This window comes from Pseudarthrobacter sp. CCNWLW207, from assembly GCF_037203945.1.
GTDB lineage: Bacteria > Actinomycetota > Actinomycetes > Actinomycetales > Micrococcaceae > Arthrobacter.
Map to the genome: position 1 here is coordinate 429,770 of NZ_JBBCBS010000002.1, position 24,492 is coordinate 454,261.

At 64.9% G+C, this 24,492-nt stretch carries 24 protein-coding genes and 1 tRNA gene; 21 read left to right on the forward strand and 4 right to left on the reverse strand.

Annotated features, from left to right (window positions below):
- Positions 1-151: 151 nt before the first annotated feature.
- The 4 genes from pstS (at position 152) to pstB (ending at position 4,247) form a co-directional block, all read left to right on the forward strand.
- Complete coding sequence (pstS, locus tag V9L17_RS05045) at positions 152-1,270, forward strand: phosphate ABC transporter substrate-binding protein PstS (RefSeq protein WP_337350688.1); 1,119 nt, start codon at positions 152-154, stop codon at positions 1,268-1,270.
- A 111-nt stretch (positions 1,271-1,381) separates the two neighbouring features.
- Complete coding sequence (gene pstC, locus V9L17_RS05050) at positions 1,382-2,314, forward strand: phosphate ABC transporter permease subunit PstC (RefSeq protein ID WP_337350689.1); 933 nt, start codon at positions 1,382-1,384, stop codon at positions 2,312-2,314.
- Complete coding sequence (gene pstA / locus V9L17_RS05055) at positions 2,315-3,424, forward strand: phosphate ABC transporter permease PstA (protein ID WP_337350690.1); 1,110 nt, start codon at positions 2,315-2,317, stop codon at positions 3,422-3,424. It abuts the gene before it with no gap.
- 43 nt (positions 3,425-3,467) lie between these two features.
- Complete coding sequence (gene pstB / locus V9L17_RS05060) at positions 3,468-4,247, forward strand: phosphate ABC transporter ATP-binding protein PstB (RefSeq protein WP_337345498.1); 780 nt, start codon at positions 3,468-3,470, stop codon at positions 4,245-4,247.
- A 191-nt stretch (positions 4,248-4,438) separates the two neighbouring features.
- Here pstB and V9L17_RS05065 read toward each other — a convergent pair whose 3' ends face one another.
- The 3 genes from V9L17_RS05065 to V9L17_RS05075 all read right to left on the reverse strand — a co-directional run bounded on the left by V9L17_RS05065 (position 4,439) and on the right by V9L17_RS05075 (position 7,001).
- On the reverse strand, positions 4,439-5,455 hold the full coding sequence (locus tag V9L17_RS05065; RefSeq protein WP_337350691.1) for an inorganic phosphate transporter: 1,017 nt from the start codon (positions 5,453-5,455) through the stop codon (positions 4,439-4,441).
- Position 5,456: 1 nt separating this feature from the next.
- Entirely contained in the window at positions 5,457-6,074 is a 618-nt protein-coding gene (locus V9L17_RS05070) for a DUF47 domain-containing protein (RefSeq protein ID WP_337345500.1), read from the reverse strand.
- A gap of 267 nt (positions 6,075-6,341) precedes the next feature.
- Positions 6,342-7,001, reverse strand: a complete 660-nt coding sequence (locus V9L17_RS05075; RefSeq protein ID WP_337345501.1) for a hypothetical protein — start codon at positions 6,999-7,001, stop codon at positions 6,342-6,344.
- A 224-nt stretch (positions 7,002-7,225) separates the two neighbouring features.
- Between V9L17_RS05075 and V9L17_RS05080 the strand changes: the two genes are divergently transcribed.
- The 5 genes from V9L17_RS05080 to araA all read left to right on the forward strand — a co-directional run bounded on the left by V9L17_RS05080 (position 7,226) and on the right by araA (position 12,653).
- Positions 7,226-7,298: transfer RNA gene (locus V9L17_RS05080), tRNA-Lys, on the forward strand.
- A gap of 215 nt (positions 7,299-7,513) precedes the next feature.
- The gene (locus V9L17_RS05085) at positions 7,514-8,536 is read left to right on the forward strand and encodes a LacI family DNA-binding transcriptional regulator (RefSeq protein ID WP_337350692.1); all 1,023 of its coding nucleotides are present in this window, start codon (positions 7,514-7,516) and stop codon (positions 8,534-8,536) included.
- 110 nt (positions 8,537-8,646) lie between these two features.
- On the forward strand, positions 8,647-10,389 hold the full coding sequence (gene araB / locus V9L17_RS05090; RefSeq protein ID WP_337350693.1) for a ribulokinase: 1,743 nt from the start codon (positions 8,647-8,649) through the stop codon (positions 10,387-10,389).
- Positions 10,386-11,090 carry an L-ribulose-5-phosphate 4-epimerase gene (locus V9L17_RS05095; protein WP_337350694.1) on the forward strand — a complete coding sequence of 235 codons (705 nt, stop codon included), beginning with the start codon at positions 10,386-10,388 and terminating at the stop codon, positions 11,088-11,090. The genes araB and V9L17_RS05095 overlap by 4 nt, the downstream gene beginning before the upstream one ends.
- Positions 11,091-11,132: 42 nt before the next feature.
- Positions 11,133-12,653, forward strand: a complete 1,521-nt coding sequence (gene araA / locus V9L17_RS05100; protein ID WP_337350695.1) for an L-arabinose isomerase — start codon at positions 11,133-11,135, stop codon at positions 12,651-12,653.
- Between the two features lie 97 nt (positions 12,654-12,750).
- Here araA and V9L17_RS05105 read toward each other — a convergent pair whose 3' ends face one another.
- The gene (locus tag V9L17_RS05105; RefSeq protein WP_337350696.1) at positions 12,751-13,548 is read right to left on the reverse strand and encodes a GAF and ANTAR domain-containing protein; all 798 of its coding nucleotides are present in this window, start codon (positions 13,546-13,548) and stop codon (positions 12,751-12,753) included.
- 463 nt (positions 13,549-14,011) lie between these two features.
- On the opposite strand from V9L17_RS05105, the gene arfA reads away from it, so the two are divergent.
- The 12 genes from arfA to ureG all read left to right on the forward strand — a co-directional run bounded on the left by arfA (position 14,012) and on the right by ureG (position 24,354).
- Complete coding sequence (gene arfA, locus V9L17_RS05110) at positions 14,012-15,538, forward strand: arabinosylfuranosidase ArfA (RefSeq protein ID WP_337350697.1); 1,527 nt, start codon at positions 14,012-14,014, stop codon at positions 15,536-15,538.
- 59 nt (positions 15,539-15,597) lie between these two features.
- On the forward strand, positions 15,598-16,173 hold the full coding sequence (locus V9L17_RS05115; protein WP_337350698.1) for an HhH-GPD-type base excision DNA repair protein: 576 nt from the start codon (positions 15,598-15,600) through the stop codon (positions 16,171-16,173).
- Positions 16,174-16,286: 113 nt separating this feature from the next.
- Entirely contained in the window at positions 16,287-17,291 is a 1,005-nt protein-coding gene (locus tag V9L17_RS05120; protein ID WP_337350699.1) for a LacI family DNA-binding transcriptional regulator, read from the forward strand.
- A 59-nt stretch (positions 17,292-17,350) separates the two neighbouring features.
- Positions 17,351-17,788 carry an SRPBCC family protein gene (locus V9L17_RS05125; RefSeq protein WP_337350700.1) on the forward strand — a complete coding sequence of 146 codons (438 nt, stop codon included), beginning with the start codon at positions 17,351-17,353 and terminating at the stop codon, positions 17,786-17,788.
- Positions 17,789-17,847: 59 nt separating this feature from the next.
- Positions 17,848-18,399, forward strand: coding sequence for a cysteine hydrolase family protein (locus V9L17_RS05130; RefSeq protein WP_337350701.1), 552 nt, complete (start codon positions 17,848-17,850; stop codon positions 18,397-18,399).
- Positions 18,400-18,489: 90 nt separating this feature from the next.
- Positions 18,490-19,905, forward strand: a complete 1,416-nt coding sequence (locus V9L17_RS05135; RefSeq protein WP_337350702.1) for an MFS transporter — start codon at positions 18,490-18,492, stop codon at positions 19,903-19,905.
- A gap of 126 nt (positions 19,906-20,031) precedes the next feature.
- Complete coding sequence (locus V9L17_RS05140; RefSeq protein WP_337345513.1) at positions 20,032-20,334, forward strand: urease subunit gamma; 303 nt, start codon at positions 20,032-20,034, stop codon at positions 20,332-20,334.
- Positions 20,335-20,345: 11 nt separating this feature from the next.
- Positions 20,346-20,675 carry an urease subunit beta gene (locus V9L17_RS05145; protein WP_337350703.1) on the forward strand — a complete coding sequence of 110 codons (330 nt, stop codon included), beginning with the start codon at positions 20,346-20,348 and terminating at the stop codon, positions 20,673-20,675.
- The gene (gene ureC, locus V9L17_RS05150) at positions 20,672-22,402 is read left to right on the forward strand and encodes an urease subunit alpha (RefSeq protein WP_337345515.1); all 1,731 of its coding nucleotides are present in this window, start codon (positions 20,672-20,674) and stop codon (positions 22,400-22,402) included. Before V9L17_RS05145 ends, ureC begins: the two co-directional genes overlap by 4 nt.
- Positions 22,403-22,425: 23 nt before the next feature.
- The gene (ureE, locus tag V9L17_RS05155; RefSeq protein WP_337345516.1) at positions 22,426-22,911 is read left to right on the forward strand and encodes an urease accessory protein UreE; all 486 of its coding nucleotides are present in this window, start codon (positions 22,426-22,428) and stop codon (positions 22,909-22,911) included.
- Positions 22,912-23,058: 147 nt separating this feature from the next.
- Positions 23,059-23,724 (forward strand): urease accessory protein UreF, encoded by a 666-nt coding sequence (locus tag V9L17_RS05160; protein WP_337350704.1) that lies wholly within the window; start codon positions 23,059-23,061, stop codon positions 23,722-23,724.
- A gap of 12 nt (positions 23,725-23,736) precedes the next feature.
- A complete protein-coding gene (gene ureG, locus V9L17_RS05165) occupies positions 23,737-24,354 on the forward strand; it encodes an urease accessory protein UreG (protein ID WP_337350705.1) in 618 nt (205 codons plus the stop codon).
- The last annotated feature ends 138 nt before the right edge of the window (positions 24,355-24,492 follow it).

A 24,492-nucleotide genomic window follows, 5' to 3' on the forward strand; every position in this document is an offset into this window, starting at 1 on the left:
TCCCGCCGTCGTTAATTTCCCGTTCACTTTGGACAGCCCATCCCGTTACCTGCGGCCCATAACTTCAATGAAGGTACAGAACGTACGCATCGCGCTGCAGGGCGTCTCCGGCCCTGCCCGCAACTGAATAACCCTGGAAGGGGTACATCTAGTGAAGGCTCTCCGCTTCGGCCGCCACGCGGCTATCGCTGTTATTGCAGCCGGCGCACTCGCGCTCACCGCCTGCGGTTCAGACCAGGTCACGGGCGCAGCGCCCGCTGGCAGCCAGTCCGCCGGCCCCAAGGTCACCGGCACGCTCACCGGTATCGGCTCCTCGGCGCAAGGCGCAGCCATGGATGCCTGGAAGACCGCATTTGCTGCTGCCAACCAGGGCGCAACTGTGCAGTACTCCCCGGACGGTTCCGGCGCAGGCCGCAAGGCACTCCTGGACGGTTCGGCCCAGTTCGGCGGTTCGGACGCCTACCTGAAGGATGAGGAATACGCATCCTCCAAGACCATCTGCGGCCCGGACGGCGCGCTGAACATCCCGGTCTACATTTCTCCGATCGCCATTGCCTTCAACCTCCCGGGCATCACCGAACTCAAGCTCGACGCTGCCACGGTGGCCAAGATCTTCCGTGGCGAAATCGCCACTTGGAACGACCCCGCCATCGCGGCCCTGAACGAAGGCGTCAGCCTCCCGGACCTGAAGGTCACCCCGGTGAACCGCTCTGACGACTCCGGCACCACCACCAACTTCACGGACTACCTGGCAGCAGCTGCTCCCGAGGTCTGGACTGACAAGGCCGCTGGCATCTGGCCGGCAACCCTGCAGGGCGAGAACGCCAAGGGCACCTCCGGCGTGGTCAAGACCGTTACCGACACCCCGGGCGCCGTGACCTACGCGGATGACTCTGCCGTCAGCGGCAAGCTCGGTGTTGCCCAGATCAAGGTTGGCGAGTCCTTCACCAAGATCTCCGCCGACGCCGCCGCCAAGGCAGTTGACGCTGGCAAGGCCGTCGAAGGCCGCTCGGCCAACGATCTGTCCATCAAGCTGGACCGCAAGACCAGCATCGAAGGCGCCTACCCGATCGTCCTGGTTTCCTTCCACGTTGTCTGCTCCACCTATGACAAGCAGGAAACTGTAGACCTGGTCAAGGCTTTCGAGAACTATGTTGTCTCTGAGGAGGGTCAGCAGGCTGCCGCCGATTCCGCCAAGTCCGCGCCGCTCTCTTCGGCCCTCGCCGAGAAGGCCACGAAGGCCATTGAAAGCATCAAGGTCAAGTCCTAGCACCTGCCCTGACCGAGTTCCCCGCCACGCCGAGAGGCGGGGCGGGGTACTCGGCTTTGTAACCCCATCGCTTTACGCTTCCCAAGCACCACCTCAACCGAAGGGTCGGGAATGACCGTCACCTCCCTGAAAAGCTCCCAGGGCGCAGGCCGCGCCGGGGACAAGATCTTTTCCGGAGCAACCCTGGCCGCAGGGTGCCTGATCCTTGCCGTCCTGTTCGGCGTTGCGCTGTTCCTTGTGGTGCAGGCAATCCCTGCGCTCACCGCACCGGCCGCCGAGATCCAGGGCGGAGAGGGATTCTTTTCCTACATCTGGCCCATCGTGATTGGCACCCTGATCGCCGCTTCCATCGCGCTGGTGATCGCCACTCCCATCTCCATCGGCGTGGCACTGTTCATCTCACACTTCGCACCGCGCCGGCTGGCCTCCGGGCTGGGCTACGTCATCGACCTGCTGGCTGCCATCCCCTCCGTGGTCTACGGTGCCTGGGGCGCTGCCTTCCTGGCCAAGGAAATCTCACCGGCCTACAACTGGCTCGCGGACAACATGGGCTGGCTGCCCATCTTCCAGGGGCCGGCGTCCGCCACCGGCAAGACCATCCTCACCGCCGGCATCGTGCTGTCCGTCATGGTCCTGCCCATCATCACGTCCCTGAGCCGCGAGATCTTCCTGCAGACCCCCAAGCTCCACGAGGAAGCGGCATTGGCCCTGGGCGCGACGCGCTGGGAAATGATCAAGATGGCCGTGCTGCCCTTTGCCCGCCCCGGGATCATCAGTGCCATCATGCTGGGCCTGGGCCGCGCCCTCGGCGAAACCATGGCCGTTGCCCTGGTCCTTTCCTCCGGCGCCCTGACCGCGAGCCTGATCCAGTCCGGCAACCAGACCATCGCAGCCGAGATCGCCCTGAACTTCCCCGAAGCCAGCGGGCTCAAGGTCAGCACCCTCATCGCCGCAGGCCTGGTCCTGTTCGTGATCACCCTGGGCGTGAACATGATCGCCCGCTGGATCATCACCCGGCACAAAGAATTCTCGGGAGCCAACTAAATGACCTCCACCGTTACCCCGGTCCGTAAGCGCTCAGCGCTCACCAAAGGCCAGCTGCCGAAGTACGCGCCCTACGTGGTGCTGGCCCTTGCCCTGGTGGCCGGTGCCGCCATCCTCGCCCTGATCGGCTTCAACGCCTTCGGCTGGGGCATCGTCTCAGCCATCCTGTTCGCCGCCGGCCTGGTGGGCTGGAGCGCTGCCGTCGAAGGATCCCGCAAGGCGAAGGACAAACTGGCCACGTGCCTGGTGGTGGGCTCGTTCCTGATCGCCCTGTTGCCCCTGATTTCCGTCATCTGGACCGTACTGGCCAACGGCATCCCCGGCATCATCACGCCCGGGTTCCTCGGCAGCTCCATGAACGGCGTCACCGGCGTATATGACAACCGGGCCGTCGAAGAAGGCGCTCCAGTGCTGGGCGGCATCTACCACGCGCTGCTGGGCACCGTGCAGATCACCATTTTGGCCACCATCATCTCCGTGCCTGTTGGCCTGCTCACCGCGATCTACCTGGTGGAGTACGGCAACGACGGCCGGCTGGCCCGGGCCATCACTTTCTTCGTGGACGTGATGACCGGTATCCCGTCCATCGTTGCGGGCCTCTTCGCTGCGGCGTTCTTCTTCGCCGTGGTGGGGCCGGGCACTAAGACCGGTGCCGTGGCCGCCGTCGCGCTTTCCGTCCTGATGATTCCCGTGGTGGTGCGATCCAGCGAGGAAATGCTGAAGATCGTGCCCAACGAGCTGCGCGAAGCGGCCTACGCCCTGGGCGTGCGCAAGTCGCGCACCATCCTCAAGGTGGTCATTCCGACGGCGATCTCCGGCATCGCATCCGGCGTCACCCTTGCCATCGCCCGCGTCATCGGTGAGACGGCACCCATCCTGGTCACCGCCGGCTTCGCCACGAGCATCAATGGCAACGTGTTCGGCGGCTGGATGGCCTCGCTGCCCACGTTCATTTACACCCAGATCCTGAACCCCACCTCACCGGCCAACCCGGACCCGTCCTCGCAGCGGGCCTGGGGCGCGGCCCTGGTGCTGATCCTCCTGGTGATGCTGCTGAACCTCGGCGCCCGGCTCATAGCCAGGGTGTTCGCCCCCAAGACCGGCCGCTAGGCCGCATAAACTTATTCCGTACCCCAGCAAGTGAAGGAACACCATGTCTAAGCGCATCGACGTCAAGGACCTGAACGTCTACTACGGCAATTTTCTCGCCGTGGAAGACGTCAGCATCAACATCGAAGCCAAGTCCGTCACGGCGTTCATCGGCCCCTCGGGCTGCGGAAAGTCTACGTTCCTGCGGACCCTGAACCGCATGCACGAGGTCCTCCCGGGCGCCCGGGTGGAAGGCGAAGTCCTTCTCGATGGGGACAACCTCTACGGCCCCGGTGTCGACCCCGTGACCGTGCGCTCCCAGATCGGCATGGTGTTCCAGCGGCCCAACCCGTTCCCCACCATGTCCATCCGCGACAACGTGCTGGCCGGCGTGAAGCTGAACAACCAGAAGATCTCCAAGGGCGAGGCCGATGCCCTGGTGGAACGCTCACTGCAGGGCGCCAACCTCTGGAACGAGGTCAAGGACCGGCTGGAGAAGCCGGGCTCCGGCCTCTCCGGCGGCCAGCAGCAGCGCCTGTGCATCGCCCGCGCCATTGCCGTGGAGCCGCAGGTGATCCTCATGGATGAGCCGTGCTCCGCCCTGGACCCGATCTCCACCCTGGCCATTGAGGACCTCATCAACGAGCTCAAGGACCAGTACACCGTGGTGATCGTGACCCACAACATGCAGCAGGCCGCACGCGTCTCGGACAAGACGGCGTTCTTCAACATTGCAGGGACGGGCAAGCCGGGCAAGCTGATCGAATTCGGCAACACCCACACGATCTTCAGCAATCCCACGGTGAAGGCCACGGAAGACTACGTCTCCGGCCGCTTCGGGTAGTCGCCAGCCGCTCCCCAGGTTCGCAAGCTCGCCCGGGGACCCCTGCGGCTGTGGGCCCACCATCGATTGCTCCAGTAGCGCCCTTTTGACGCCCCAAAAGGGCGGCCACGGAGCAATCGATGCCATATGCAGGAAGCCACGGACCACAACTGGTCCGGGGCTTCTTTGCAATCGGGGCGGCGTCTAAGGACCTAGGAGTCAGCCAGCGGTGACAGCGCCAGCGCCAGGATAAAGGCCCCGGCAGCCGTCGCAGCCGGCGTCAGCACCCACAGCGCGAGGATCCGGATCACCAGTTTCCGGTTGGTGACGGAGAAGTGCTGGTTCTCGCCGGCTCCCAGCACGCCAGCAGTCACGGTGTGCGTGGTGGACACAGGCCAGTGCAGCCCGATGGCCCCCACAAACAGGATCGCTGCACTGAAGATCTGCGCCACGGAACCCCGTAGCGGGTCAATCCGCGTGATTTTGTAGCCGATGGTGTGGGAGATGCGCCAGCCGCCGAAGAGTGTTCCCGCTGAGATCATCACGGCGGAAAGGAGTGCCACCCACACGGGGATGGTGCCGCCGTCGGCATAGCCGCTGGCCAGCAGGGCGAGCAGGAGGACTGCGCTGACGCGCTGCCCGTCCTGCAGGCCGTGGCCAAAGGCGACGGCGCCGGCCGCGATGGCTTGGCTGCGGCGGAAGCGGGTGTTGATGACGTTGGGCTGGGCGTAGCGTGCCGCCCAGGTGGCCGGGTAGACTAGGAGGAAGGCTCCACTGTAGGCAACCAGCGGGGAGAGCAGCAGTGGCAGGACCACCTGGAAAAGGAGCGACTGGTCCACGCCGCCCACCGCGCCGCCGCCCACTGCAAGGCTGGCCAGGCCGGCACCGGCGAGTCCGCCCACGAGCGCATGCGTGGAGGAGGACGGTATTCCACGCCACCACATCAGGATGCCCCAGCCGCAGGCGCTCGCCAGCCCGGCAACCAGGATGCTGAGCCCGTTGGCGCCGCCGGGGAGCGTGATCCAGTGCTGGCTCACGGCCACTGCCAGGCTTGCACTGAGCAAGGCGCCGAGGAAGTTGAAGAAGGCCGCCAGCAGGACGGCGACGCTGGGAGTGAGTGCCCGTGTGCGGACAGTGAGTGCCACGGAGTTGGAGACGTCGCGGAAGCCGTTGAGGAAAGCAAACGCCGCAGTCAGCAGCACCACCGCGGCGAAGATGGCTGCGGTCACCTCAGGATTCCTTGACGATGATGCTGCCCACCTGGGTGGCGATGCGCCGCATGTCCTTGGTGACTTCAACGAGCTGGTTGGCGATGTCCCGGTTGCGGGAATACTGAGCCCACTTCATGTCTGAAATCATGTCCGCCACCCAGACGCGGTGAGTGCGTTCGGCACGCTTGGCCAGCCGCAGTATTTCGATCCAGTAGTCCTCCAGGTCATCAAGGTTGTTCAGCCGGCGCATGGCGTCCACCGTCAGCTCGGCCTGGCGGCTGATGATTTCCAACTGGTCCGCAGCCCGCTTGGGGAGGCGCTCCAGCTTGTACAGGGCCACCAGTTCCGCGGCGGCGTCGAGCTTCTCGATGGCCTCGTTGAGGTAGCGGGACAGCGCGTACATGTCCTCCCGGGGGAGGGGGTTCACGAAACTGGTGCGCATGTGGGTGAGCAGGGCGAAATGCAGTTCGGCGGACTTGGCCTCGTGGTTGTGCATATCCTCCACGAGTTTGCCGTGCTCGGCTGCGGGGACGCCCAGGATCTCGGCGAGCGTGGCGGTGGCCAGTACGATCTGGCGTGCCATCTCTGAAAGGAGGTTCAGCCCGGCGGGCTCCTGGGGAAAAAGGCGCAGCTTCACGTGGGTACCGTCTCCGGGAAATGTACTGGGATGGGGAAGCCGGCTTTGTGACTTGACCGCAGCCCGCAACTGACCATTACTCTACCGGGCGGTTACGGGGCGCTGAAAAAATGGCATAAAAATGGTGCCGAACCGGATACGCCTCTCGGCGGTAGGCCGCTCTAGGCGGCTAAATGTTGAAGCCCGGGGGTTTCGCGGTTCGACACCAGTTTCAGTGAACTACGTTGGATCGCCCAAGTCAACATTGACAGATTCGGCCTTCTGGGGTCAGTCCAGCTCGCCCAGGCGCCAGGCGTTCGCCGCATGTTCGAGGTCCTCGGCTGTCTTCACCAATTGGTGGGAGTTGCGCGTGAGCTTGCTCGCGTGGGCCTCGTTGCCGTGCTCGGCACCGTCGGCGATGGTCGCTTGGCCGAGCGCCACTACCCGGCAGAACGCGGCCGAGCGTTCCAGCGCGACGTCGAACTCGCCGTCGAACGCCCCCGAGAGGATGGCATCAGCCATGGTCCGCATTTCATCCGCACCGGGCGGCTCGGCGGCGCCGGCCACCACGTTGGACACCTGCGCGGTGTCCTTGCCGGCACGGAAGTAGACCGAAATCCTCTCCGGGTCCTGGACGGTGGCCGCGCGCAGGGCGTACAGCCGCCAGAGGGCGCCGGGCAGGGACCGGGCCGGGCTTTCGGCCCACATCTCCGCGATGGCTTCCAATCCTTGTTCGTCGGTCAGCTTGACCAGCCGTTCGGTGATCACGGGGTCGTCGCTGTCGCGTCCGTGGCGCACCAGAGCCTGCGCCGCGAGGTGTGCAGCCTCGGAGACGCGTGCCGGATCTGGCCCCCCGGCAAACGGCTCAAAGTCGATGGGGGCGAAAGGCTTGGGCTTGTGATGCCGGTTGGCTCCGCCGTAGTGACTGGGTCCTGTTTGCTCGCTCATGCCCCCACGCTACTCCTGTGCCCAAAGGGAATCGAGTGCGTCCCGGAAGGGATGCGGGCCCCGTCGGGGAGCTGGAAACCAGTGCCGGAAAAGCACGGCGGGAAACGGCAGTGTCGGCGTACGACGGCGGCGCGCACCTGCGTGCCGGATCAGCCCCCGGTCTGGGGTACAGTATTAACGTCCAGAAATGGACTGGGCTGATCGGCTCTTTTGACGGTCAGTTGGGGCCTTTAGCTCAGTTGGTAGAGCATCGGACTTTTAATCCGTGGGTCGTGGGTTCGAGCCCCACAGGGCCCACTCTTTCACCGAAGAGTGGCAAGTCCCCGGCATCCTGGAAACAGGCTGCCGGGGACTTTTTCTTTGCCGTGAATCCCGGCTTTCCTACCCTGTTGCCGTTCCCGCCCTTCAAGGCCCGGATCTGCGGACAAGCTTAGGACGGGGCGGCAAGGCCGGACATCCAGTACTCGATCAGGGTTCGACCGCTGGCGCATGGCAACGGGCACAATGGGTACATGTCAAAAAGCAGCAACGGGCGACTGCCGCGCCTTGAAGACGTGGCCGAGCTCGCGGGTGTCTCCCACCAGACGGTCTCACGCGTCATCAACAACCACCCGAACGTCAGCAAGGCCACCCGGGAAAAAGTGGAGGCTGCCATTGCGGAGCTGGGCTACCGCCGGAACACTGCGGCGCGCAGCCTGGTGACCCGGCGCTCGCAGACCATCGGCGTGCTGGGCAGCGAACTCTCCCAGTACGGGCCGGCCAACACGCTGCTGGGAGTCGAACAGGCCGCGCGGGATGCCGGGTACTTCGTCAGCATCGCCGCACTCCGCTCCGTCAGCCGCGACGCCATTTTCGACGCCTTGCGGCACTTCACGGACCAATCGGTTGACGGTATCGCAGTGCTGGTGCCGCACTCCGAAACCCTGCAGATCCTTGAGGAATTCAACCCCGGAGTGCCCGTGGTTGCCGTCGGATCCCTGGGCAACGACGCGGTGAGTGGCGCCATGGTGGACCAGAGACGCGGCGCCGAACTCGCCGTCGGGCATCTCATCGAGCTGGGGCACCGCAGGATTGGTCATGTGGCGGGTCCTGCGGACTGGATCGACGGCGCCCTCCGCGCCGACGGCTGGCGGGCAGCCCTCGAGGAGGCCGGGCTCCCGCATGATCTGCTGGTCGAAGGAGACTGGAGCGCTGGCAGTGGTTACGAGATCGGCCGCCGGCTCGCAGCGAAGCGCACCGCCACGGCGCTCTTTGTGGGCAACGACCAGATGGCGCTGGGACTGCTTCGGGCGTTCAACGAGGCCGGGGTCCGCGTTCCCGACGACGTCTCCGTGGTTGGGTTCGACGACCAGCCGGAGTCGGGGTACTTCACTCCGCCGCTCACCACCGTGCGCCAGGACTTTGAGGAGCTCGGCAGGCGCTGCATGGACATCATGCTGAAGGAGATCGAGGCTGGTGCCGCCGTGAGTTCCACCGTTGTCACCCCCCAACTGGTCCTTCGGGCCAGCACGTCAGGACCCGCCCCGGCCCCGTAGTCCTGCTGCCGTAGTCGTTGAGCTATTTCGGACTCTTGACTTCAATGTTGTTAGCGCTCACAATTGACAGCAGGCCGCGAGGTGGCGGCAGCTCATTGGAGGAACTTTTTATGGACGTCACAGTAGACGGCACAGACAACTACGTCATTGGCGTGGACTACGGGACGCTCTCCGGACGCGCGGTGGTGGTCCGGGTCAGGGATGGCAAGGAACTCGGCAGCGGGGTTTTTGACTACCCGCACGCGGTAGTCACCGATGCGCTGCCGGCGGATGTGGCAGGTGCAGCCGCCGCACGGCTGCCTGGTGAATGGGCTCTCCAGGTTCCCAACGACTACCGTGACGTCCTCCGCAACGCAGTTCCAGCAGCGATCGCTGCCGCAGGGATCGACCCGGCGGCCGTCGTCGGCATTGCCACTGACTTCACTGCCTGCACCATGGTGCCGGTGAAGGCGGACGGGACCCCGTTGAACGAGCTGGAAGGCTTCGCCAACCGGCCCCACGCCTACGTGAAGCTGTGGCGCCACCACGCCGCGCAGCCGCAGGCTGACCGGATCAATGACCTAGCCGCGGAACGCGGCGAATCGTGGCTTCCCCGCTACGGCGGGCTCATCTCCTCCGAGTGGGAATTCGCCAAAGGCCTGCAGCTGCTGGAAGAGGACCCGGAAGCCTACGCCGCCATGGACCACTGGGTCGAAGCAGCCGACTGGATCGTCTGGCAGCTTTGCGGGCAGTACGTACGCAACGCCTGCACTGCCGGCTACAAGGGCATCTACCAGGACGGCCGCTACCCGTCCGAGGACTTCCTGGCCGCGCTGAACCCGGCGTTCAAGGACTTCGTCAGCGCCAAACTCGAACACACGATCGGCCGTCTCGGCGATGCCGCGGGCTACCTCACGGCAGAGGCAGCCGAGTGGACGGGCCTGCCAGAGGGCATCGCCGTCGCGGTGGGCAACGTGGACGCGCACGTCACCGCCCCGGCTGCCCGGGCGGTGGATCCGGGCCAGCTGGTGGCCATCATGGGCACTTCCACCTGCCATGTCATGAACGGCACCGAACTGCACGAGGTGCCCGGCATGTGCGGCGTGGTGGACGGCGGAATCGTCGACGGGCTGTGGGGCTACGAGGCCGGACAGTCCGGTGTAGGCGACATCTTCGGCTGGTTCACCAAGAACGGCGTCCCGCCGGAATACCACCAGGCCGCAGCCGAAAAGAACCTGGGCATCCACGAATACCTCACCGAACTCGCCTCCCGCCAGGGGATCGGCGAGCACGGCCTGATCGCCTTGGACTGGCACTCCGGCAACCGCTCGGTGCTGGTGGACCACGAGCTCTCCGGCGTGGTGGTGGGCCAGACCCTGGCCACGAAGCCAGAAGATACCTACCGTGCCCTGCTCGAAGCAACGGCCTTCGGTACGCGCACCATTGTGGACGCCTTCCGCGATTCCGGGGTGCCGGTGAAGGAATTCATCGTGGCCGGCGGCCTCCTGAAGAACAAGCTCCTGATGCAGATCTACGCGGACATCACCGGGCTGCAGCTCTCCACCATCGGCTCAACCCAGGGTCCGGCACTGGGCTCGGCCATCCACGCAGCCGTCGCGGCCGGAAAGTTCGCCGACATCCGCGAGGCTGCGGCAGCCATGGGCTCCGAGCCCGGGGAGGTTTACACTCCGATCCCGGAAAACGTTGCCGCCTACGAGGAACTGTTCGTCGAATACCGCGCCCTCCACGACTACTTCGGCCGCGGCGCCAATGACGTGATGCACCGGCTCAAGGCCATCGCGCGCCGCTCCGCCAAAGCGTCCAGTGCTGGCACAGCAGCCGCCACCCCCGCCACCGTTGGAGCCACCGCATGAGCAACGCAACCGCTAACACGCTGGAAACCATTGCCCGGATCCGGGCGGAAGTTTGCGCCCTGCACGCCGAGCTCACCCGCTACGAACTGGTGGTGTGGACCGCCGGCAACGTCTCGGCCCGAGTTCCCGGCCGAGATCTGCTGGTCATCAAACCTTCCGGCGTTTCCTACGATGACCTGACGCCCGAGCAGATGGTGGTCACCGACCTCCACGGGGTGCCAGTGGATGGCGATGCGGACGGTGAGTGGGGCAACCCGCCGCTGTCGCCGTCGTCGGACACCGCGGCGCACGCCTACGTCTACCGGAACATGCCCGACGTCGGCGGCGTGGTGCACACGCACTCCACGTACGCCACGGCCTGGGCCGCCCGGGGCGAATCGATCCCGTGCGTGCTGACCATGATGGGCGACGAATTCGGCGGCTCCATTCCGGTGGGCCCGTTCGCACTGATCGGCGACGACTCGATTGGCCAAGGCATCGTGGAGACGCTGAAGAACTCCAATTCGCCCGCCGTGCTGATGCAGAACCACGGCCCCTTCACCATCGGCAAGGATGCCCGCTCCGCAGTGAAGGCTGCCGTGATGTGTGAGGAAGTAGCACGCACCGTGCACATTTCGCGCCAGCTGGGCGAGCCGATCCCGATCGACCAGGGCCATATCGACTCCCTTTACGCCCGCTACCAGAACGTCTACGGCCAGTAACGCTGCCCGTCAGCCCACCGAACTTACTTCGCAGGAGAACCCATGAGCACCGCAGCAAACACTTCCCTTGACGGCTTCGAGGTCTGGTTCCTCACCGGCAGCCAGCACCTCTACGGCGAGGATGTCCTCAAGCAGGTGGCCGCCCAGTCCCAGGAGATCGCCAACCAGCTCAACGCCTCCTCTGCTGTCCCGGTCAAGATCGTCTGGAAGCCGGTCCTGACCGACTCGGATGCGATCCGCCGCACCGCGCTGGAAGCCAACTCGGACGATGCCGTCATCGGCGTCACCGCCTGGATGCACACCTTTTCCCCGGCCAAGATGTGGATCCAGGGCCTGGACCTGCTGCGCAAGCCGCTCCTGCACCTGCATACCCAGGCCAACCGTGACCTGCCCTGGGCGGACATCGACTTCGACTTCATGAACCTCAACCAGGCCGCCCACGGCGACCGCGAGTTCGGCTATATCCAGTCCCGCCTGGGCATCGCCCGCAAGACCGTAGTGGGGCACGTCTCCAACCCGGAGGTGGCCCGCCAGGTGGGCGTATGGCAGCGCGCCGCCGCCGGCTGGGCCGCCGTCCGCACCCTGAAGCTCACCCGCTTCGGCGACAACATGCGCAACGTCGCCGTCACCGAGGGTGACAAGACCGAGGCCGAGCTGCGCTTCGGCGTCTCGGTCAACACCTGGTCCGTCAACGAACTCGCCGAGGCCGTGCACGGCGCCGCGGAGGCCGACGTCGACACCTTGGTAGCGGAGTACGAGGACCTCTACGACGTGGTTCCGGAGCTCCGCGCAGGCGCGGCCCGCCACGACTCCCTCCGCTACGGCGCCCGCATCGAACTGGGCCTGCGCAGCTTCCTCGAAGCCAATGGATCCGCCGCCTTCACCACCTCCTTCGAGGACCTCGGCGCGCTCCGCCAGCTCCCGGGCCTTGCCGTGCAGCGGCTCATGGCCGATGGCTACGGCTTCGGTGCCGAGGGCGACTGGAAGACCGCCATCCTGGTCCGGGCGGCCAAAGTGATGGGCGCCGGCCTGCCCGGTGGGGCCTCCCTGATGGAGGACTACACCTACCACCTTGAGCCCGGCTCGGAGAAGATCCTGGGCGCGCACATGCTGGAGGTCTGCCCGTCCCTGACGGCTGGAAAGCCGACCCTGGAGATCCACCCGCTGGGTATCGGCGGCCGCGAAGACCCGGTCCGCCTGGTGTTCGACGCCGACGCCTCCCCAGGCGTGGTGGTTGCCCTTTCGGACATGCGGGACCGCTTCCGCCTCGTGGCCAACGCCGTGGACGTCGTACCCCTGGACCAGCCGCTGCCCAACCTCCCCGTCGCCCGCGCCCTGTGGCAGCCGAAGCCCGACTTCGCCACGAGTGCCGCCGCGTGGCTCACCGCCGGCGCCGCGCACCACACCGTGCTCAGCACCGCCGTCGGCATGGATGTGTTTGAGGACTTCGCCGAGATCGCCAAAACCGAACTCCTCACCATCGACGAGGACACCACCATCCGCCAGTTCAAGAAGGACCTGAACTGGAATGCTGCCTATTACAAGTTGGCTGGCGGAATCTAAGCCCCTGTAGTTCGCAGGGTTGATTGAGGTCAGGGCGCGAACACCGCGCCCTGATTTCAGTTAATGGCCTTCTATATCGCCAACACCCGGCGCCCACCTACTGGTCGAAGTGGGTTCGGGGCGCGCCATCCGGGAGTTTGTCCAGAATGTCCTCGGCCACCTTGCGGAGTTTGATGTTCCGGTGGCTTGAAGCATTGGAGATGATGCCGAAAGCCTCACGATAGGAACATCTGTTCTGCGCCATGATGACGCCGCAGGCGATGTCGATGGAGGTCCGGCTCTCCAGGGCTGAGCGGAGATCGGCTGCGGATGACTGGGCTTCCCTGAGCTCCGTGACCAGCCTGAGGCTCCGGGATGCGAGGTCCGCAAAGCCGAGGGCGGCGGCAACCACAGCCTGTGGAAATGCGGCCGTTCTGGCGGCAAAAAACACGAGGGCGGACTGCGCGCCGTCGTCCAGTTGCAGCCGCACCGCCATCATGCTCTTATAGCCGGCGGACCTCAGGTAGCGCCTGTATTGGGGCCAGCGGAAATCAGCTGACATGTGGTTTGCGGCTACAGGAAGCCCTGTAGCCAGCGCATCCGTCAGCGGCCCCTCTCCGAGTTCCAGTTCTAGCGAAGCCAGCTCGCGGGCATGGTCGACTGTGCCCGCAAGGGTGGTGTGCTTGCCGTGGTGCAGCACAACAGCGCATTCCACAGCGCCACCCGTGGCCTGGCTGAGAGTTGCGCCGGCCATCCTGGCCAGCGTGTCCAGCGATTCCGTGAGGCTTTGGGCACCCGTCACGAGATCGAGCAAGAGACCTTCACGCAGGCCGTCAATTTCCGGGACGTCGAAGGCACCGCGGGATGATTGCCCTCCATCGCTGGGGGACGGAGAAGGCGGAGACGGATTCGTCATGGCTGTGTCAGCGGGTCCCGGGCGCGGTGGCGCTGGCAGGGGCAGATTGCGCGAACAGAGGGCCGGCGACGGCTGGGGGAGAGGCCTTGGTCTCAAAGACCTCCTCGTCGCCGGCCCCGCTTGGTGCCCCGGTCATGAGGGCCGGGAAGTCGCAGCATTCGGGTCCTGCCCGCATCCTTTCTCACACCCCCAAGTGAGCAATTCACGTTCCTTCTCTCAGTCGAAAGTAGTTCTCGACGACAGCTGAGAGAACGGTAATCGGTACTCGTTTTTCAGATTAGGTATTACTTGGTTTTGCGACTGAGTACTCACATTTGGTCTCTGCGTGCGTTGTTGCCCAGCCTCGGGTTTTCTACGCCTTTGGCCGGAACCAATCTCCGAACAGACCTTGACTCACCCCGCTGTCAACGCTAACAATTGATTTCTATAACGTTGTAGAAGAATCAGAAACGAGGAAGTTTTCGTGGGCACATCAGAGTCAGCCGCAGCTAAGGTCACCGTCGACCCGTCCTTCACCGTAGGGCCCGTCCGCCGTCGTACCTTCGGTGCGTTCGTGGAGCACCTGGGCCGCTGCGTCTATACCGGGATCTTTGAGCCGCAGCACCCCAAAGCGGATGAAGACGGTTTCCGGACGGACGTCCTGGACTTGACCCGCGAGCTGGGCGTCTCCACCGTCCGCTACCCCGGCGGAAACTTCGTGTCCGGTTACCGGTGGGAAGACGGGGTGGGCCCGGTGGAACAGCGCCCTGCACGGCTTGACCTCGCCTGGCACTCCACGGACCCCAACCTCGTGGGCGTGGACGAGTTCGCCAGGTGGTCCGCCAAAGCCGGCGTCGAAACCATGATGGCCGTTAACCTTGGCACCCGTGGCACGCAGGAAGCGTTGGACCTACTCGAATACTGCAATATCGACGGCGGCACTGCGTTCTCGGACCAGCGCAAAGCCAACGGCGCGGAGAACGGCTACGGCATCAAGATGTGGTGCCTCGGCAACGAGATGGACGGACCGTGGCAGATCGGCCACAAGAACGCCCTCGAATACGGCCGGCTCGCGGCAGACACTGCCCGCGGCATGCGCATGATCGATCCGGACCTGGAACTGGTGGCCTGCGGCAGCTCCGGACCCACCATGCCCACCTTCGGCGAGTGGGAGCGGGTGGTTCTGACCGAGACCTACGAACTCGTTGACCTGATCTCCGCGCACCAGTACTTCGAGGACTTCGGCGACTTGCAGGAACACCTCGCCGCCGGACACAAGATGGACTCCTTCATCCGCGACATCGTGGCCCACATCGACCACGTGAAGTCGGTCAAGAAGTCCGACAAGCAGGTCAATATCTCCTTCGACGAATGGAACGTGTGGCACATGAGCCGCGGCGAGTCCAAGTCCCCGAGCGGCCAGGACTGGCCGGTGGCTCCCGTCCTGCTGGAGGACGTCTACACGGTGGCGGACGCCGTCGTCGTCGGGGACCTGCTGATTACGCTGCTGCGCAATACGGACCGTGTGCACTCAGCGAGTCTGGCGCAGCTGGTCAACGTCATCGCGCCCATCATGACCGAACCGGGCGGCCGGGCGTGGAAGCAGACCACCTTCCACCCGTTCGCACTGACCTCCCGCCACGCCGTCGGCACTGTGCTGCAGGTCGCCGTCGAATCTCCGCTGGTCAGCGGCGGCAAGACGACGGGCTTCACTGCGTTGTCCGCCGTGGCAACGTTCGACGCCGACAAGGGTGAGGCAGTGGTCTTCGCCGTGAACCGCTCGGCAACGGACGCACTCACCCTGGACGTCGCCGTCGCCGGACTGGGCAACGTCAAGGTCATTGAAGCGGTCACTTACGCCAACAAGGACCCGTACTGGCAGGCCACCGCAGATGATTCGACGTCGGTCCTGCCCGTCGAGAACGTCAGCGTCAAGGCCGACGGCGGGCGGCTCACAGCGGAACTTCCCGCAGTGTCCTGGTCCATGATCCGCGTGGCGCTGGAGCCCTAGAGCCGGAAGCCTTCTCCCGGCCATGACGGGGGCGGTGGGTTGGTGGAAAGATAAGGGCCATGGAACTTCACATCACCGGTGACCCGGCTGCCGACAAACTCCTGAGCGACGACGCGTTTGCGCTCCTGACCGGCATGCTTCTGGACCAGCAGGTGACCATGGAATCCGCCTTTGCGGGCCCGGAAAAGATCCGGGCCCGCATCGGTTCGATCGCACCGGCCGCCGTTGCGGCCTATGAACCGCAGGCCTTTGTGGAGGTGTTCAAAGAGCGGCCGGCAGTGCACCGGTTCCCCGGCTCCATGGCGGGGCGCGTCCAGGCCCTCGCGGAGACCGTGCAGCGCGACTGGGACGGTGATGCCACGCTGATCTGGACCAAGGGTGAGCCCGATGGCAAGGAAGTCCTGCGCCGGCTTCAGGAATTACCGGGCTTTGGGGAGCAGAAGGCAAAAATCTTCCTGGCGCTCCTGGGCAAGCAACGCGGACTGCAAGCTCCCGGCTGGCGTGAAGCCGCCGGCCACTACGGCCAGGAGGACGCGTTCCTCTCCGTCGCGGACATCGTGGACCCTGACTCGCTCGCCAAGGTGCGGGCCTCGAAGCAGGCGGCAAAAGCTGCTGCCAAGGCTGCCAAAGGCTGATCCCTCCCCCTGGCCGGTCAAACGGCGGATACCCTGACGACGGCGGGTTGTTCCGGTTGCGGCAATATCTGCAACGATGTACGGAAACAGATCGCAAGGAGAATGAAGCACCGATGGCAGTCACCATGAACGACGTTGCGCGCGCCGCGGGTGTATCGCTGAAAACGGTATCGAATGTGCTCAACGACTATGAGTTCATCCGGCCGGCCACTAAGCAACGGGTCCACGATGCCATCGCGGAACTCGGCTACGAGGCAAACTTGACCGCGCGGAGCCTCCGCTCGGGCAAGACGCGCATGCTGGGCCTGGTCGTGTCGGACTTGTCCGCGCCGTACTACGCGGAACTGGCGTCCCGGCTGATGACCGTGGCCTCCCGTCGAGGCTACCGGGTACTGATAGAGCAGTCCGGAGCCGCGGCCGAAAACGAGCGGACGGCCCTGCAGGGGGCCTTCCGCCAACTGACCGACGGCCTGCTCTTTACGCCGCTGGCGATGGATGCCGACGCCGTTGCCTCCTTCCGCGGCAAGAAACCGGTGGTGCTGCTGGGGGAGCACATCATGGATCCCCGCCTGGACCTTGTCACGATGAAGAACGCGGAAGCTGCGCAGGCGGTCACGGCCCACCTGCTGGCGGCAGGCCGCCGTCGGATTGCGGTGATGGGTGCCCATCCGGAGGAATCGGGCGGGGGCGCGGGCCTGCGCCTGCGTGGTTACCGCAAAGCTTTGGAAGCTGCCGGCGTGGGCTTTGACCCTGCGCTGGTGGCGCCCGGCGAGTGGCGGCGCGATGCGGGGGCGGCGGCCGTTGCCGGCTTGCTGGATCGCGGTGTTTCCTTTGACGCGGTGTTCGGGCTTAACGATGCCATGGCGCTCGGCGCCATGCATGAACTGCTGGTCCGCGGTGTGGGGGTCCCGGAGGATGTTGCCGTTGCGGGCTTTGATGACATCGACGAGGCACGCTTCGCGTCGCCGTCGCTCACTACGGTGTCGCCGGGCATGGATGAGATTGCCGAGCGGTCCATCGGACTTCTGATTGACCGGATCGAAGGGCTGGAAACGGCGGATTCCGGAGTGCATATCGAAGCCGGCTTTGTGCTGAAAGTCCGGGAATCCGCACCGTAGCCTGACCGGCACCGTAGCCTGACCGGCACCGTAGCCTGACCGGCGCGAAAGGGAAAACCATGATTGACGTCCGGACTGAAACAGTGATCAATAGGCCGCGCGCGGAGGTGGCCGGGTACGCGGCGGATCCGACGAATGCGCCGGAGTGGTACAGCAACATCAAGTCCGTGCACTGGGAAACGGCGCCGCCCCTGGGTGTAGGCTCCCGGCTGGCCTTCGTGGCCGAGTTCCTGGGGCGCACTCTCGAGTACACCTACGAATTCACGGAGCTGAACCCTGGAGCCTCGCTGACGATGCGCACAGCCCAGGGTCCGTTCCCCATGCAGACCACCTATACCTGGCAGGACACCGGCCCGGGTGCCACCCGCATGACGCTGCGCAACACGGGCAGCCCGGCTGGCTTCTCCCGGCTGGCTGGCCTGGTCATGGCACCCATGATGCGCCGCGCCATGCGCAAGGATCTGGCCCGGCTGAAGGCGCTGCTGGAAGCGCGCTGAGGGTTCGTTCTCTCGGGTAACCTTGGCAGCACCTCTTCCGGAGCCGAAAGGGTGGATCGATGATTGCTCTGCTGGTAATCGATATGCAGAACGCCTACTTTGAAGACCCGGCGCTCGCCGCCCAACAAAAAGACGTGGTGGCGGCCTGCAACGAACTCGTGGAAGCCTTCGCATCCAACGGACACAAGGCCCTGCTGGTCGGCACCGAACACGAGCAGGACAAATCCACATGGTCACTGAACATGCTCGACGACGACCAGGGGTTCATCTTCCGCGGCAGTGAACAGGCCCGGTTCGTGCCCGGGCTGGCGATTGACGGCCTGCCGCAGCTGGTGAAGACCCGCGACAGCGCGTTTATCGGCACGGACCTCCTCTCCCGGCTCCGGAACTGGGGCGTGGACGAGGTAGTTCTGGCCGGAGTGTCAACCCACAACTGCATCGCGCAGACGGGGGCGGACGCCTTCGCCCGGAACATCCGCGTCACGTACGCCGAAGATGCCACGGGATCAGAGAACACCCGGGCCGCCACTGACATGCTGCGCATCCTCTCGGATGAGTACCGCCAACGGGTGCAGTCCAATGCGGAGATCCTGCGCCGGATCGGGGACTAGGAGGCGTGCGCCGCTAGCCGTCTCCAGGCGGTGCCCCTCACTGGTCTCCTGCCATGTCCGTGCCGGGTGGTTGTCAGTACACTGGGACGCATGACCGAGCAGGAACCGGCCAGGCAACTGGCCGATCCGGACGCCATCGACACGTCATTGCGCACCCCGGCACAGCGGTCCCGCACGTTCGCAGGGATCCTGGTGAACACTGCCCTCGCCAACATCACCACCAGCTACCTGTGGTTCGCCCTGACTTTTTGGGTGTACCTGGAGACGCGCAACGTGATCGCCACTGGGGTCATCGGAGGCGCCTACATGCTGCTGATCGCTGTTTCCAGCATCAGCTTCGGCACGTTCGTGGACCGCTACCGCAAACTGGCCGTGATGCGCTTCGCCGCCGGCTTCACCCTGGTGATGTTCGTGCTCTCCGGGGTGATGTTCCTGCTGACACCCGCCCGTTCGATGCTGGACCTGACTCAGCCGTGGTTCTGGATCTTCGCCGTGATCATCCTGACCGGTGCGGTGGTGGAAAACATGCGCAACATCGCCCTGTCCACCACGGTCACCATTCTCATCGAGCCGGATCGGCGGGCCAATGCCAACGGGCTGGTGGGCATGGTGCAGGGACTCATGCTCATTGTCACCTCCGTGCTCTCCGGGCTTTCGGTCGGGCTGCTGGGGATGGGCTGGACGGTCGTGGTGGCCCTCGTGCTCACGGCGCTGGCATTCGCGCACTTGCTCATGCTGCGCATGCCCGAGGAAGTGCGGCCGGCGGCCACGGATGCCCACGGCGGTTTCGACCTGCGCGGCTCCCTCGCCGCCGTACTGGCGGTCTCCGGTCTGTTCGCGCTGATCCTGTTCTCCACGTTCAACAACTTCATCGGCGGCGTCTACATGGCGTTGATGGATCCCTACGGCCTGGAAATGTTCTCCGTGGAGCTGTGGGGCACGTTCTTTGCTGTGGCCTCCACTGGGTTCCTCATCGGCGGAGCGCTGATCGGCAAGTTTGGACTCGGGGCCAACCCCTTGCGCACCATGCTCATCGCCGTGGTCGTCATGGGTGTCCTCGGCGCCGTCTTCACGCTGCGGGAGTGGGCGTGGCTCTACATTGCGGGCATTTGGCTGTACCTGGTCCTGATACCTTTCGTGGAGGCCGCGGAGCAGACCGTCATCCAGCAAGTGGTGCCTCTGCAGCGGCAAGGCCGGGTGTTCGGATTCGCCATGGCCTTTGAGTCCGCTGCGGCGCCAATCACCGCGTTCCTCATCGCCCCGATCGCCCAGGTCTGGATTATCCCGTACGCCCGGTCCGCTGAGGGCGCCGCCGAGTTGGCCCCGCTGCTGGGCGAGGGCACCTCCCGTGGCATCGCCCTGGTGTTCCTGGTAGCTGGGATCATCATGATCGCGGCCGCGCTGCTGGCCTTCCTGACCCCCGTTTACCGCCGGGTCTCGGCGTCCTATGCGCAGGCTGCTGCTGAGGAACCGGGGATGGCGGAGAGCAGGACGCCGGAAATCTGACGGAAACCTAACCGGCCTACGCTAATCAGGAAATCCGCCACGGAGGCGATGCGTCGGAGAAGCTGGCTTGCATGATCCTCCGGGTCTATAAACGTAGGACCGTGCCCGGCACCAGAAGGGAACCTGATGCATCTGATGCCCCGTGAGCAGGAAAAGCTCATGATCGTGGTGGCCGCCGATCTTGCCCGGCGGCGGCAGGCCCGAGGACTTAAGCTCAACTACCCCGAAGCCGTTGCCATCATTAGTTACGAACTCATCGAAGGCGCCCGTGATGGCCGCACAGTGGCGGACCTGATGAGCTACGGCACCACAATCATCACCCGGGAAGACGTGATGGAAGGCGTCCCGGAAATGATCCACGACGTCCAGATCGAAGCCACGTTCCCTGACGGCACCAAGCTCGTCACCGTCCACGATCCGATCCGATAAGGCAGGCGGCCATGATTCCAGGCGAATACAACCTTCGGTCCGAACCGGTAACGGTGAACGCCGGACGGGAGGCGATCGACGTCGTCGTCACCAACACCGGTGACCGGCCCGTGCAGGTGGGCTCGCACTTCCATTTTGCCGAAGCGAACGCTGCGCTCACCTTCGACAGGCAGGCTGCCTATGGGCGCAGGCTGGACATCCCCGCCGGGACGGCTGCACGCTTCGAACCGGGGGACAGCAGGACCGTGCGGTTGATTGAACTCGCAGGCAGCCGCCACGTCTACGGCCTGAGCAACGCGGTCAACGGTCCGCTGGTAGCTCCGGAAGCAGGTTCCAAATGAGCTTCGACCTTCCCCGCCGGCAGTACGCGGACCTGTACGGCCCGACGACGGGCGACGCCATCCGGCTGGCGGACACCGAATTGTTCCTTGAAATCGAGAAGGACCTTACGGTCTACGGCGAGGAAGTGGTGTTCGGCGGCGGCAAAGTGATCCGCGACGGCATGGGCCAGAACGGCCAAGTGGTGCGGAGTGAAGACGTTCCGGACACTGTCATCACCAACGCCGTCATCCTCGACTACACGGGCATCTACAAGGCTGACGTTGCGCTTCGGGACGGCCATATCTTTAAGATCGGCAAGGCAGGCAACCCCCAGATCACCGACGGAGTGGACATCGTCATCGGCCCCAGCACCGAAATCATCGCCGGGGAACGAAAAATCCTCACGGCCGGCGGCATCGACACCCACATCCACTTCATCTCCCCGGACCAGGTCCCCACCGCCCTCACCAGCGGCGTGACCACCATGGTGGGTGGTGGCACTGGCCCGGCCGAAGGCACCAAAGCCACCACCGTCACCCCCGGCAAATGGCACATCCAGCGCATGCTGCAGGCCGCAGAGGGGCTGCCCGTCAACATCGGCTTGCTCGGAAAGGGCCATGCGTCCGCCGTCGAACCCCTCGCCGAGCAGATCCGCGCCGGTGCCATCGGGCTCAAGGTCCACGAAGACTGGGGCTCCACCACCTCCTCGATCGACAACTCGCTCAAGGTGGCCGACGAATACGACGTCCAGGTGGCCATCCACACCGACACGCTCAACGAGTGCGGCTTCGTGGAGGACACCATCCGCGCCATCGACGGCCGCGTCATCCACACCTTCCACACGGAAGGCGCCGGTGGCGGGCACGCGCCGGACATCATCCGGATCGCCGGGCTGCCCAACGTCCTGCCGGCGTCCACCAACCCCACGCTGCCGTACACACGGAACACCATCGAAGAGCACCTGGACATGCTCATGGTCTGCCACCACCTCAACCCGGACATCCCCGAGGACGTGGCCTTCGCCGATTCCCGCATCCGCGCCGAAACCATCGCTGCCGAGGACGTCCTGCAGGACCTGGGCATCTTCTCCATCACGTCCTCCGACTCCCAGGCCATGGGCCGCGTGGGGGAGGTAATTACCCGCACCTGGCAGGTGGCGGACAAGATGAAGAAGCAGCGCGGCGTTTTGAACGATCCCGACGGCGGCACGCACGGCACTGCGGGCAGCGACAACTTCCGGCTCAAGCGCTACGTGGCGAAATACACCATCAATGCTGCCATCGCCCAAGGCATGGCCGAGTCCATCGGATCGGTGGAGGAGGGCAAGTTCGCTGACCTGGTGCTCTGGGACCCGGCCTTCTTCGGCGTCAAACCCGAACTCGTGCTCAAAGGCGGCCAGATCGCCTACGCGCTCATGGGCGACGCCAACGCCTCCATCCCCACCCCGCAGCCACGGACCATGCGCCCCATGTTCGCCGCGTTCGGCAAAGCGGTGCAGCAGTCCTCCATCACGTTCCTGTCGCAGGCAGCCATCGACGCCGGGGTCCCCGAAGAACTGGGCCTGCAGAAAGTCATCCGGCCCGTCTCCGGCATCCGCTCCCTGACCAAGGCTGACCTCAAGTACAACGGCGCCACTCCCGACATCCAGGTGGACCCTGAGACTTACCAGGTGACCGTCGACGGCGAGGACGTCACCTGCGAGCCCTCCGACGTCCTGCCCATGGCCCAGCGCTACTTCCTCTTCTAACTTCCCCACCACCGGAGCCCTACGTGATCATCGAAAAAGTCCTCGGCAACCTCCACGAGCTGCCCACCGCGGACCTGGCCGCCTACATTGGGCTGCACCGCGAGAAAGTAGTGCTGCCCAGCGCGCAGCTGGTCAAGCGCATCCAGCGCGTTACTACCGACCACGGCAAGGAAATCGGCATCCGGCTGCCCTCCGGCTCCGGTGACCTTCGCGACGGCGACATCCTCCACGTTGCCGAAACGAACATGATCGTAGTGTCCGTGCTCCCCACCGACGTGCTCGTGGTGAGCCCGCGGACCATCCACGAAATGGGCGTCGTGGCACACTCCCTGGGCAACCGTCACCTCCAGGCCCAGTTCTTTGACTCGACCTCCGAGTACGGGGCTGACGTCATGGTGTGCGCCTATGACCACACCGTCGAGGACTACCTTCGCCACGTCGGCGTGCCCTTTACCCGCCAGGAGCGCGTCATGCCTGTGCCTTTTCGCCATGCTGAGCACTCGCACTAGCATCGCCGCAGACGCGGCAGGTTCGATCGCCTCGGGGGCTTCGACGGGAGATAGGGGCCGTGCCCGCTTCGCGGTGCCCACCACGCCGCGGCCCCTATCTCCCGTCTCCGCCGATCCGAAAGGTCACCTCTCGTCGAGGTGCTTGCCATGAGTTACCAGCTTGGGCTGCAGCAGCTTACTGACTCTGCGCTTCCTACGGGGGCCTTCGCACACTCTCTTGGGTTTGAGACTTACGTCGACGCTGGGGTCATTTTTGATGAGGGGTCTTTTGGCGTGTGGCTCCGTGCGTTTATCGGGCAGCAGTTGACGTACTCGGATGGGTTGGCCATCCGGTTCTTTTATGAGGGGGCTGATGTTGAGGAGTTGGATGAGCTCTTGTCTGCTTCTTTACTGCCTCGGCAGGTTCGGGAGGCGAGCTTGAAGATGGGTGGGCGGTTGTTGGAGATCGGGGCTGAGGTGTTCCCGTCCCCTTCACTCGCGCTGTACCGGGACCTGGTGACCACTGGCCGGGCCGCCGGGCATCAGCCGCTGGCGTTCGCCGTCGTCGCACACTCCCTGGGGGTGCCGCTCGGAGAGTCGCTCAGCGCTTACCTTTTCGCCGCCGTCACATCACTGACTCAAAACGCCGTCCGGGCCATCCCGCTGGGGCAGAACGCCGGCCAGCGGCTGCTGCGGACAGCGGCCGACGACGTCGCTGCCGCCGTCGAACGCGTCGCCCTCCTGACGCCGGACGACTTCGGGGCCCTCAGCCCCGGACTGGAAATTTCACAGATGCGGCACGAGCGGCAACGCGCCCGAATGTTCATGAGCTAGCAGGAGGACACAATGACTGAACCCATCAAAATCGGCATCGGCGGCCCGGTGGGAGCCGGCAAAACCCAGCTCGTGGAGCGGCTCACCCGGCATATGAGCCGCGAAATTTCCATGGCCGCCATCACCAACGACATCTACACCATCGAGGATGCCAAAATCCTGGCGGCCAACGGCATCCTGCCCGAGGACCGGATCATCGGCGTCGAAACCGGCGGCTGCCCACATACCGCCATCCGCGAAGACACCTCCATGAACACCGCCGCCATCGAGGAACTCAAAGCCCGCCACCCCGACCTGCAGGTCATCTTCGTCGAATCCGGCGGCGACAACCTCTCGGCCACCTTCAGCCCCGAACTGGTGGACTTCTCGATCTACATCATCGACGTGGCCCAAGGCGAAAAGATCCCCCGCAAAGCCGGCCAAGGCATGATCAAGTCCGATCTCTTCATCATCAACAAAACCGACCTCGCCCCCCACGTCGGCGCCGACTTGTCCGTCATGGAGAGGGATTCCAAGGAATTCCGCGGTAACAAGCCGTTCTGCTTCACCAACCTGAAAACCGACGAAGGGCTCGACGCCGTCATCGAATGGGTGCGGCGCGATGTCCTGATGCTCGACCTCGCTCAATGAGCACGACGGCGGCAGCTCAGGTAGTCACCTCGCCGGCCGGGCTGGGTCCGGCGGCTTCGCCGGATTTGGGGCCGTGCCCGCTTCGCGGTGCCCACCACGCCGCGGCCCCCAAACCCGGCCTCGCCGCCTCAGCGCTAA

What these genes read in the sequence shown, in the direction of transcription:
- pstC (WP_337350689.1), top strand. Translation starts at nt 1,382, where the DNA reads ATGACCGTCACCTCCCTGAAAAGCTCCCAGGGCGCAGGCCGCGCCGGG.
- pstA (WP_337350690.1), top strand. Translation starts at nt 2,315, where the DNA reads ATGACCTCCACCGTTACCCCGGTCCGTAAGCGCTCAGCGCTCACCAAA.
- pstB (WP_337345498.1), top strand. Translation starts at nt 3,468, where the DNA reads ATGTCTAAGCGCATCGACGTCAAGGACCTGAACGTCTACTACGGCAAT.
- V9L17_RS05075 (WP_337345501.1), bottom strand. Translation starts at nt 7,001, where the DNA reads ATGAGCGAGCAAACAGGACCCAGTCACTACGGCGGAGCCAACCGGCAT.
- V9L17_RS05085 (WP_337350692.1), top strand. Translation starts at nt 7,514, where the DNA reads ATGTCAAAAAGCAGCAACGGGCGACTGCCGCGCCTTGAAGACGTGGCC.
- araB (WP_337350693.1), top strand. Translation starts at nt 8,647, where the DNA reads ATGGACGTCACAGTAGACGGCACAGACAACTACGTCATTGGCGTGGAC.
- V9L17_RS05095 (WP_337350694.1), top strand. Translation starts at nt 10,386, where the DNA reads ATGAGCAACGCAACCGCTAACACGCTGGAAACCATTGCCCGGATCCGG.
- araA (WP_337350695.1), top strand. Translation starts at nt 11,133, where the DNA reads ATGAGCACCGCAGCAAACACTTCCCTTGACGGCTTCGAGGTCTGGTTC.
- V9L17_RS05105 (WP_337350696.1), bottom strand. Translation starts at nt 13,548, where the DNA reads ATGACGAATCCGTCTCCGCCTTCTCCGTCCCCCAGCGATGGAGGGCAA.
- V9L17_RS05115 (WP_337350698.1), top strand. Translation starts at nt 15,598, where the DNA reads ATGGAACTTCACATCACCGGTGACCCGGCTGCCGACAAACTCCTGAGC.
- V9L17_RS05120 (WP_337350699.1), top strand. Translation starts at nt 16,287, where the DNA reads ATGGCAGTCACCATGAACGACGTTGCGCGCGCCGCGGGTGTATCGCTG.
- V9L17_RS05125 (WP_337350700.1), top strand. Translation starts at nt 17,351, where the DNA reads ATGATTGACGTCCGGACTGAAACAGTGATCAATAGGCCGCGCGCGGAG.
- V9L17_RS05130 (WP_337350701.1), top strand. Translation starts at nt 17,848, where the DNA reads ATGATTGCTCTGCTGGTAATCGATATGCAGAACGCCTACTTTGAAGAC.
- V9L17_RS05135 (WP_337350702.1), top strand. Translation starts at nt 18,490, where the DNA reads ATGACCGAGCAGGAACCGGCCAGGCAACTGGCCGATCCGGACGCCATC.
- V9L17_RS05140 (WP_337345513.1), top strand. Translation starts at nt 20,032, where the DNA reads ATGCATCTGATGCCCCGTGAGCAGGAAAAGCTCATGATCGTGGTGGCC.
- V9L17_RS05145 (WP_337350703.1), top strand. Translation starts at nt 20,346, where the DNA reads ATGATTCCAGGCGAATACAACCTTCGGTCCGAACCGGTAACGGTGAAC.
- ureC (WP_337345515.1), top strand. Translation starts at nt 20,672, where the DNA reads ATGAGCTTCGACCTTCCCCGCCGGCAGTACGCGGACCTGTACGGCCCG.
- V9L17_RS05160 (WP_337350704.1), top strand. Translation starts at nt 23,059, where the DNA reads ATGAGTTACCAGCTTGGGCTGCAGCAGCTTACTGACTCTGCGCTTCCT.
- ureG (WP_337350705.1), top strand. Translation starts at nt 23,737, where the DNA reads ATGACTGAACCCATCAAAATCGGCATCGGCGGCCCGGTGGGAGCCGGC.